Source organism: Halorubrum sp. Ea1, assembly GCF_002252965.1.
In the GTDB taxonomy this organism is placed as follows: domain Archaea; phylum Halobacteriota; class Halobacteria; order Halobacteriales; family Haloferacaceae; genus Halorubrum.
Window position 1 is genome coordinate 18,771 of sequence record NZ_NHPG01000110.1, and the last position, 9,393, is coordinate 28,163.

Annotated in this window: 6 protein-coding genes and 3 pseudogenes; 4 read left to right on the forward strand and 5 right to left on the reverse strand. The window is 46.9% G+C overall.

The features are described 5' to 3' along the window. The first annotated feature begins 6 nt into the window (after positions 1–6). Positions 7–1,776: an alginate lyase family protein gene (locus DJ73_RS13315; RefSeq protein WP_094558217.1), complete on the forward strand. Its 1,770-nt coding sequence runs from the start codon at positions 7–9 to the stop codon at positions 1,774–1,776. On the opposite strand, the gene DJ73_RS13320 is transcribed toward DJ73_RS13315, so the two are convergent. Both DJ73_RS13320 and DJ73_RS13325 read right to left on the reverse strand, forming a co-directional pair. Continuing rightward, positions 1,777–3,030, reverse strand: a complete 1,254-nt coding sequence (locus tag DJ73_RS13320) for a polysaccharide pyruvyl transferase family protein (protein WP_094558218.1) — start codon at positions 3,028–3,030, stop codon at positions 1,777–1,779. It lies immediately after the preceding gene. After that, positions 3,027–4,088, reverse strand: coding sequence for a glycosyltransferase family 4 protein (locus tag DJ73_RS13325; protein ID WP_094558219.1), 1,062 nt, complete (start codon positions 4,086–4,088; stop codon positions 3,027–3,029). The genes DJ73_RS13320 and DJ73_RS13325 overlap by 4 nt, the downstream gene beginning before the upstream one ends. A 443-nt stretch (positions 4,089–4,531) precedes the next feature. Here DJ73_RS13325 and DJ73_RS13330 point away from each other — a divergent pair, with 443 nt between their 5' ends. Together DJ73_RS13330 and DJ73_RS13335 are read left to right on the forward strand one after the other, a co-directional pair. After that, positions 4,532–4,987 carry a transposase gene (locus DJ73_RS13330; RefSeq protein ID WP_254921659.1) on the forward strand — a complete coding sequence of 152 codons (456 nt, stop codon included), beginning with the start codon at positions 4,532–4,534 and terminating at the stop codon, positions 4,985–4,987. Between the two features lie 72 nt (positions 4,988–5,059). After that, positions 5,060–5,350 (forward strand): annotated as a pseudogene (locus tag DJ73_RS13335) (IS5/IS1182 family transposase); the annotation flags it as partial. Positions 5,351–5,549: 199 nt separating this feature from the next. On the opposite strand, the gene DJ73_RS13340 reads toward DJ73_RS13335, so the two are convergent. Beyond that, positions 5,550–6,434: an IS1595 family transposase gene (locus DJ73_RS13340; RefSeq protein WP_094558220.1), complete on the reverse strand. Its 885-nt coding sequence runs from the start codon at positions 6,432–6,434 to the stop codon at positions 5,550–5,552. A 66-nt stretch (positions 6,435–6,500) separates the two neighbouring features. Further along, a pseudogene (locus DJ73_RS21030) lies at positions 6,501–6,832 on the reverse strand (IS5/IS1182 family transposase); the annotation flags it as partial. Positions 6,833–6,948: 116 nt separating this feature from the next. Here DJ73_RS21030 and DJ73_RS13345 point away from each other — a divergent pair. Next, positions 6,949–8,219: pseudogene (locus DJ73_RS13345) on the forward strand (IS4 family transposase). 61 nt (positions 8,220–8,280) lie between these two features. On the opposite strand, the gene DJ73_RS19850 reads toward DJ73_RS13345, so the two are convergent. Next, a partial coding sequence (locus tag DJ73_RS19850) for an O-antigen ligase (RefSeq protein ID WP_217900447.1) occupies positions 8,281–9,393 on the reverse strand: 1,113 nt, incomplete at its 5' end.

Consider the following 9,393-nt stretch of genomic DNA (forward strand, 5'->3'; position numbering starts at 1 on the left):
TGAAGGATGACGGATTATTTGACCCTTGCTGGAACCGCACTCAACAAACAACCGAGACAGCTTTTCGGGATCGCGACCCGAAAATTCAAATCTGCGGTTTTCCCCCGATTGCCAGTTAATATTGATAGCCGATATGAGAAACGTATCCCTGATGAGTTCACACCTTGTTCTGAATCGATACGAAAGAATACAATCCGACTCCAAGAGAGTACTTCTGACAAGCGCGAAAGCTTTCAAAAACAGATGGAAGCAACAATCGGTGGTGATCTGTCGTTTCTTAATGAAACGATTTCATTTAAAGACGGACAGTCTATATCGGTAGATGCGCCTGCGGTGTTGGATCAACCATCTCACTGGCAACTCAAATGTTGGGGGTTCGAGCATCTTAAACCGATCTGGTTGTCCTCTCACCATCCCTCAGACATTCCTGATAGCGACTTGAGAGTACATCAAATGTGGCTTAATGATTGGATGGATAACCACCCTATCGCTTCAGATACCGGCTACCTACGCCGGTACTGGATGCCACACTCTGTTTCCCTACGAATACTGAATTGGACTCGATATATTGCTCTGTTTAACAAACGTCTTGGGCATGAGTTCCGAAAGACGATCAATCAGTTCATACATAAGAACGCACAGTTCCTTGCTGACAATATCGAACACGGTGTGGGCGGAAATCATCTTATTGAGAACGCTGTGGGGTTAGTTATGGCCGGTGTATATTTTCAGAAAAAAACTTGGCGACAACTCGGGATCCGGATATTTGAACAGGCTTCTTGGAACCAATTCTTTGAAGATGGAGGTCATATCGAACGTAGCCCAATGTACCATTTGATCGTCCTTCAGCGATTTTTAACTGCCGTAGACCTATTAGAATCTCTAAATGAAGTATCCAGAATAATTCGAGAAACTGCGACGGATGGAGTTCGATTTATGGAACATCTCCAACCACCAGATAACCAGATCCCGTTATTGAATGATTCTGTTTTCGATGAAGCACTTCCACTCCAATCGGTTCTACAGTATGCTCGATCGATTCCCACACTAAATCTAACTCAGAAGCAGGAAAATAACCAATCGTTCTGCTCACTAACTGACTCTGGATACTATTGGCTTGGAACTGATGAAGAGCAGATGCTAGTCGCTGGACATGAACTAACTGTCCCACATCTTCCAGCTCACGCTCACATTCATCCAGGACATGTCTGTTTATGGATCGGTAACCAACGAGTCCTCACCGATACAGGTGTGTTTGAATACTCTGCTGGGCCCCATCGCCGGCGCGCTCGCAGCATCCAGAATCACAATACCGTCCAAGTCGACGAATACGAACCAGTCCGGATGGCATCATCTTTTTGGATGTGGGGAACCGTTGATCCGAGTATTTCATTTCATCCGAGAAAAAACAGACTTAAAATATCGCATTCAGTCAACACAATTGGCTGTCCTTCATACAATCACCACCGTGATATTAGACGAGATGAAAACATTTGGACTATCTCCGACCAGATAGACACTGAACGGTCCCCAATCCGAAGTCGATTACACGTTCATCCGGACCTAAATGTGAAAATGGAGGATGATTTGTTCCGTATATCATGTCCAGACCGTGGCCACTTCCTTTCGATCATACCAGCTGGACATAATCACGCTACGGTTATCGATGCACCCTATTTTCCAAGATATGGTCAGGAAATATCGAGAGACGCACTCTTGATGATTGGTTCTGAAGGATCTAAACTCACGTGGAAAATATGTACTGACCCGGCGTAACTAGTCCAATATCTTTCTAATTTCACGTTCTAATCTGTTAGTCATCCCTGTTGTTCGTTCATCTATATTTTCAAAGATACGCTCTCTAAGAATATTCATCTGTTCTAGAGCGGATAAAGAGAGGTCATATAATGTGTTTGGGCTTACCTCGTCCCACGATTTGGTGTACGCAGAGATATCTAGTGCCTCCCACGTACCGGGTATCTTAGGCCCCCACTCATCTCGGTATATTCCAATCGCCGGTGTTCCCTGTGCTAACGCAAAGATACCAGCGTGTAACCGCATTGTTACCAGTAGATCACATTCGGCATAGAACGAGCACAACTCCTCCTGATCATACGATTCAAACACGTCAACTCCCGTCTCTTGTAAAAATGTCATATTTTTATTGACCCAATCTCTCTCCGAAACTGTTTGTACGACAACCGAGACCGAATTGTCATCGTCAATAACTCGTTGTATGTATTGTTTTAGGCTTGTCTCTACGGAACTGAGCTCTGTTTCTTGTATATCGCCGGTATCACCGAGCTCAGAGAATCGAGGAACAACAGCGATATGATTTCTTCCCGAACTCTTATTACTTTCACTATACTGACGACAACCAACAAATCCTATGTCCAGTCCACTGTATATCGGAGTAGTAATCGAATCCTTGCGAATTAAATACTCATAAGTTCGATCGTCTCTTGTCGAAATAAATTCGGATCCATTCAAAATAGAGATGAGTATTGATTTATACGGGCCCTCAAGATTGAACATCGTCTGAGGTAAGAGAGCGTAAGGTGTGTCATTGCGCTGAGCGACTACTAACGGATATATGATAGCGAGAACGTATGGAAGAGATCCCCTATGTGGGCTGTGATGGATCAGATTTCCGCCATTGAACAACAGTAGATCAGAGTTGCGAATCGAAGAGGCTATTTTGGACTCAAACTGGTGGTTGAAACTATCCAAGTTTAGGATGTCAGATGTATATCGAATAATATCACTTATCAACGCGTATTTTCTCTCTACACTTGACTGGTTTTTCGGGTCATAACGAATTGGACCTCCAGATAGTTCAAAGTCGTATTCTCTTTCATTTAGCCTATTTTTTGCCTTAGTCACTTGTGAGTGTCGTTGAGGATACCGAGAAATGATATGAACCTCTTTATTTTGAAAGTTGTTATTCAAGAATTCTAATGATCCATAATTAATGGCCATGTCGCCCGCGTTTCGACATCCATATCCCCAACTAAGAGTGATATCACTCATGATGTGTCTAGTTCCCAGCCAATATCAATAAGGATATTGATTAGATCCTCAACTACCGTGTCAGTACTATATCGTTTAGAACACTTCCAAGCATTCTTTTTCATTTGTTCTAACTTGCCCGGATTTTGATTAAACCATTTAATGTTCTTTGCTATCTCATATGAGTTTTGTGGCTCAAAAAGACGTCCATTGTATCCATGATCAACAATTTCCATGTTATAATTCCAATTACTCGCTAGAACAGGTGTTCCTGTCATAAATGCTTCTACTATAACACCGGGAAATCCCTCGCCGTCATAATACGTTGGAAATACTAATAGATCATATTCTCGTAATGTTTTCATTACTTCACCATCTGGTATCTTTCCTTTATATTCAACTGCTTCCGCTTGATTGCATTTCCTTCTGAATCTCAATTCATATTCATCATTTGGCAAGAAATGGCCATATATATCTAAAGATATACTTGGCGTAGTCTGTCGAGCACACTCGAACCCATCGATCAAATAATCTAAACCTTTTGTCTCTTTTACCCTCCCTACGTAAACTAGATCCAGAGTTGAATTACCTACTTCTATATTACAAGTGTTTGGTCTCGAGCGGGGGTTAGGAAGTGATGTGATTTTTATTGCTTGATTGAAAAAACTTTTTAGTTCTTTTGCTTCGATTTCAGACTCTGGAAATATACCATCATATTTATTAAATATATACCTATAAATTTTATTTGTCGGGTACGGAAGGTTAGCTAATTCTTCTTTGAATTCGCCACCTGCTGGCAGCAGGATTGCTCTTGAAGACCCGGTAATCATTTTAGAAACTAGTATTGGAGAAAGTAAAAATCTCCCATTTGTCGACACACTAACAATAAAATTGCTATCTTTATCTGATTTTATGACCTGATAAACAGACCTTTTTCTATCCCCTAGAGTGTCAATCCAAGTTATGTTGTAACCATTGTTTTCAAGACCCGTTTTAATCGCTCTATTCTTTATACCTGGACCTGTAATCGGTGGCGACATGGGTCCAATACCGATCAATTCATTCAGCTTTGAATTCATATAAATAAATAGTATAGCTCTTTCTGCTTAAAATCTCTATACATGCTACACGTATATTTGTTAGGCTTCTCAGGCACTCAACACCGAAGCAGAAACTGCTAATGAGTGGTTCAGATCGTTTGCGTTCTCATAAAATCGGCCCTGTTTAGACGTGTGAGATTACAGGAGTTAGATTCTCACTGTCCGTTCGAGAGTCCGGACAGCTGGTACAATCTCTCGAATGCTCTTGATGGGATGAAAGCCTGCTAAGTCCCCAGCGCATGGAGTAAGAATGGGGTGGTAAAGGCCGATGCTACACAGGCGTCTTCGAACGCGTGCTCTTGATTGGTCTACGTGCCAAGGAAGCCGCATCATGGGACGCCGCCCGTCTGTCTGACCGACAGACGGGCGGCAAGCCCGAATAGGTGTGTCTCTACTCCATGCACTCCCACTCCAGATGAACCATGTACTACCTCGGAATCGACCTTCATAAAGATGAGTCGCACGTCGCTGTTTTGGACGACGATGCCGAGGTTGTCGAAGAGATTCGCGTCGCAAACGCGAATCTCGACGACGTTGCCGAAGAATACGCTGGAGCCAAAGCGGCGCTCGAAGCAACCAGCAACTACTACAAGGTTTACGACACCCTCGACGAACATCTTGACGTGGTTGTCGCAGATCCGAGCCAAACCAAGGCGATTGGCTATGCTGAAGTGAAAAACGACCGGCTCGACGCGAAGTTGCTCGCGCAACTTCGCCGAGCCGGCATGATCGCTGAGAGTTACGTCCCGTCCGACAAGCTCCGAGAGCGTCGTGTACTCGTGCGCAGCCGGAAGCGATTAGTTGAGAAACGTACGGACTTCAAAAACGAAATCCACTCTCTCCTCGACCAACACGGGATGCCTTGTTTCGCCGTATAGTGACGACGGTCTCAGACGGTCTTACTACAATATTCCGTCAGATTAACCCGGAAATGGACGCCGTCTGGCGATATGGCATCCCTCAGGCGGCTTGCTTGGATGTGTCGAGACCTTGCCAAACAGCATGTTGATGATCCGGACGTACCCGCCGCGCCGGATGGCGCGGACGGGTACGCCGAGTGGGTACAGATCGCGTTGATTCTGTACCGCGTTGAGCTCGAAAAGAGTCTCCGTGAGACTGAAGACTACCTCAACGAGATGCCCGGTATTCTCAGCGTGTTTGATCTCGACGACGCACCGCACTACAGTTCGTTTTGTCGGTGGGAAAACGAGTACCGGATGCGTGAACTCTGCCGCCTGCTCCCCCTTCTCCGGACATATTTGGGAGAGGCATCGCCGTCGTCGTCTGATCAAGGGAGTAAGATGGCATAGTTTTGACTCTTCAAGCAACACCGTCAGCGGCAGCTACTACATCTTCTGAGTGTAAGAACCAGTCTTTGACGCCGTGAAACCGTGAGTTATTGACCCTACCCCGACGCAGTCTTACGTTCAACAAGGCATTTCAGAGAGTGGCTTTGACAGCGTGTTTGAGCGCTTCTCGTCCTGGTTTGCGATAGAGTTCTCGTCTGAGTTGGAACGCTCGGAGATACTGTGTGAGGCGGTCTTTTGAGATGCCTCGATGCGGCGAGAGCCACCGTCGCGCCAGCGACGCGTGGCTCTCGCAGGTGTTCACGTGGACCGTCTCGTCGGCGTACTCACCGTCTCCGTGAACGACGTATTTGCGGTCGAATGTTTCGTCTTCTGTAAGCGGATCATACGCGCAAAATCCGTCGGTATAGACGGCGAGAGGCTCCTGCTGGCGGTCAGCCAGCAGGAGCCGGATCGTCGATTCCTTTGCGGATTTCGCTGGCACAACGTACCACTGCTCGGTGCCACGATCCACGAGAACGAACGCAGGCGGTTTGTCTTGATCATACGTTCCGCGTCTGCGTCGAGAGAGGCCGCGAGAGCGCGACCAGCGGTCGCGCTCGCGGCCTTTCAAGCCAGCAGAGACGTAGAACTCGTCAATCTCGACCGGTCCACGGAGATCAAGTGACGGCGCGTCGAGCGCTTCGGCGAAGCGCTCGACACGTCTATGGGTCGTTTTGTAGGTGACTTCGATTTCGCACTGTAATTGCCTAAGACTCGTGTTAAACCGCAAAAACGTGTAGATCGAGAACAACCATTTGCGGAGTGCGATCTTCGAGTGAGCGAAGGTCGTGCCGGTCTTATCGTTGAACGTGCGGTCGCAATCCTTACAGAGATACCGCTGAAACTGGCGATAGCTGCCGTTTCTGACCGTTCGGTCAGAACGGCAGCGGGGGCAAGTCACACTGTCACGCCAGCGAACCTGTTGGAGCAGGTCCGCTGCGACCGATTCCGACCCAAACACATCTAGCGGAATCATCCGTGTCGGGCACCGCTGACGCGGTGCCGTTGTCCTCTTCGACTCCACAGCGAGAGCTCAGCAGTATCAACAATCTCCTACAGAAGAGCGCTCTCGAAGCTGTCCAAACCATGTCCTAGCCCGGGTTGATGAGCCGAACCGTCTGCGAAGTGAGAAAGATATTGCTTCGGCGATTGACCGCCGGTGGTAGACGGTATCGTCAATCCGCGCGTTATGTGCTGTATCGAGCGAGTAGAACTCACGATGCTTAATCACCGGTTTGATGCCCTCTTAGCGTAACTTGTGGCGGAGATCGTCCCAGCCAAACCCTTGCCTGCGACAGCCATCTTCAGCTGATCGAGATTTCTCGTCAGCACTTGCCACGCGATCTAAGTATCGCGCAGGAGGTTCATCGAACAGTCATCCGTCTTTAGTTAAGCGAGAAACCGCGTGATAGCGGCGGCTTATCGAGGCATCTTTCGGAAGGAATGAGGAAGTCCAGTCTGTGCACGACAAGGACTCCTCATCTCGGATTATGCGTCGGCTCACTACACTGTTTCCCTCTGAGTCCTTCGAAGACCACGCCGAGGAACTCGGCGTGGTCGAACGTGACCGCAAGCTCCAGATCCCTGCCTTCGTTTGGGCTTTCGTGTTCGGCTTCGCCGCAGGCGAAAGCCGAACACTCGCTGGGTTTAGACGCTGTTACAACTCGACTGCCGATGAGACGATCTCTCCGGGTGGATTCTATCAGCGGTTGACACCGACGCTTGCGGAGTACCTCCGCGACCTCGTCGAGACCATGCTCGACGAGGTCGCTGTTCCTAACGCTGTTTACGCTGATCTCGACCGACTTAGAGACGTGATGATCGCTGATGGAACGGTGGTGCGGTTACACGAATTTCTCTCAGACCAGTTCGAAGCCCGCCACGAGGAGCAGGCTGGAGCGAAGCTCCACCTGCTCCACAATACCACAGAGCAGACGATTGAACGGATCGATACTACTAACGAGAAAACACATGACAGCACCTTGTTCAAAACAGGGCCGTGGCTTGAGAATCGCCTCCTGCTGTTCGATCTCGCGTACTTCAAGTACCGCCGGTTTGCGTTAATCGACGAAAACGACGGCTACTTCCTGAGCTGGCTGAAGCAGAACGCGAATCCGCTGATTACGGGGGAGTTACGGGAATGGCGCGGCCACGCCATTCCCTTAGAGGGCAAGCAGCTCCGAGCTGTTCTCAATGATCTTGACCGGAAATACATCGATGTAGAGGTCGAAGTCGAATTCAACCGAGGGCCGTATAATGGGACGCGGTCGCTAGATACAAAGCGATTTCACGTCGTCGGCGTCCATAATGAGGACGCCGACGACTACCACCTGTACATAACGAATTTAGCGAGGAAAGAGTTCTTTCCGGCGGATTTAGCGGAGATCTACCGCTGTCGGTGGGAAGTTGAGTTACTGTCCCGGGAGCTGAAGACGCAGTACGAATTGGACGAGTTCGACACGAGTGACGAACACGTGGTGAGGATCTTATTATACGCAGCACTGCTGTCGCTGCTTGTAAGCCGTGATCTGTTTGATCTAGTCACCGAGCAGGCGGATGATGAGCTTGTGTTTCCGACAGAGCGCTGGGCGGCGACCTTCCGGTTGCACGCCCACTTATTCTCCACGAACTCGGTAAGTTCCTCGGCTACTCACCACCGCCGCTGCTCGGCCTGATCGAAGACGCTCAAAAGATCCACAAACGACGACCAATCTTACAAGAGACGCTCGCTACCGCTACACAACCGAGGTGTGAGGCTTAACTAAAGACAGATGCTCACTATAATAAGAGCGCCGTATACTACCTATTCAATAAGATCATAATTAAACACGTACAATTACCCTCATAGCTCTCTTCTTTTCTCCAATAGTAATCCCGATAGTTATCCAGAATACAATAATAGCTGGCACAAACCCTGTTATATTCATCGTAATACCACCAATTGCGAACCCTATGGTTACTGTCATTATGAGAAGACCACTAAATAAAGAACCTTTCTCTATTGTCTCTGCAAATCCGCAGGCAATAATTGAACCGAATAAAAATAATGTTGTGCCAACACCAACAAAACCTGCTTGTATTAATTTAGATATATAGAGGCTATCTGTGACTAGATCAATAACATAACTATGTGAAACAAGAGTCCCAAACGGTGCAAACTCCCGAAACACGACTATCCCTGACTGCCACAATTCAAATCGAGTATCAAGAGCAGAGATTTCGCTTGGATTTCCTGTTATCAGATTTTTCATCTGAGCAAACCGTTTCAGCGTTCCTCCACCCGTTATTTGATTTATTATAAGGAAACCAGCTGAAGCGGTGCCTCCTAATACAACTAATCTACCGTCTTGTTGTGCTGAATACCACACTAGAACCGCAATCCCAGGCAGAATCATAATCATGGCTGTTCTTGAGATCGCCATTATAATACCCAGAAATGAGAGCATCAAGAGTGGAACTACTAACCTGATTGAAATTTCACTATTATACAAGCCAACGGCAGCATATATAAAAATCATCGCCATCAACGAACCAAACCATGGAATTGCTCCAAACATCCCTGCCGACCGTGCTGGAACGTCGTCAATTGTTGATGCTGTAATTAGTGATTCATATCTAATTGCTAGTAAAGCAACATCTATATTAAAAAAACGAATTATTCCTACAGTTATGTGTAGCGTGGCAATCAAAAGAAAGGTGGAATATATATGTTGAGTACTAATCTCGTTTTCGTAAATGAGTGAGGCTGTTACCGGAAGGAAGAGAAAGAATTGTAACTTTCGAATCGGTGAAGTAAGAACTCCTATTGAATTGGCATAAATAACATACCCAATAACTGGAAACAAAGTAATTGTAATAAGATACAATACTATGCTCACATTCCCACTTCGCCGCCAAATTGGAATAGAATATTTTCCTCTCAGAAAGTTTGTAGT

Excerpts from the sequence above, each read along its gene's own strand:
- DJ73_RS13315 (WP_094558217.1), top strand. The coding sequence starts at position 7 with ATGACGGATTATTTGACCCTTGCTGGAACCGCACTCAACAAACAACCG.
- DJ73_RS13320 (WP_094558218.1), bottom strand. The coding sequence starts at position 3,030 with ATGAGTGATATCACTCTTAGTTGGGGATATGGATGTCGAAACGCGGGC.
- DJ73_RS13325 (WP_094558219.1), bottom strand. The coding sequence starts at position 4,088 with ATGAATTCAAAGCTGAATGAATTGATCGGTATTGGACCCATGTCGCCA.
- DJ73_RS13330 (WP_254921659.1), top strand. The coding sequence starts at position 4,532 with ATGTACTACCTCGGAATCGACCTTCATAAAGATGAGTCGCACGTCGCT.
- DJ73_RS13340 (WP_094558220.1), bottom strand. The coding sequence starts at position 6,434 with ATGATTCCGCTAGATGTGTTTGGGTCGGAATCGGTCGCAGCGGACCTG.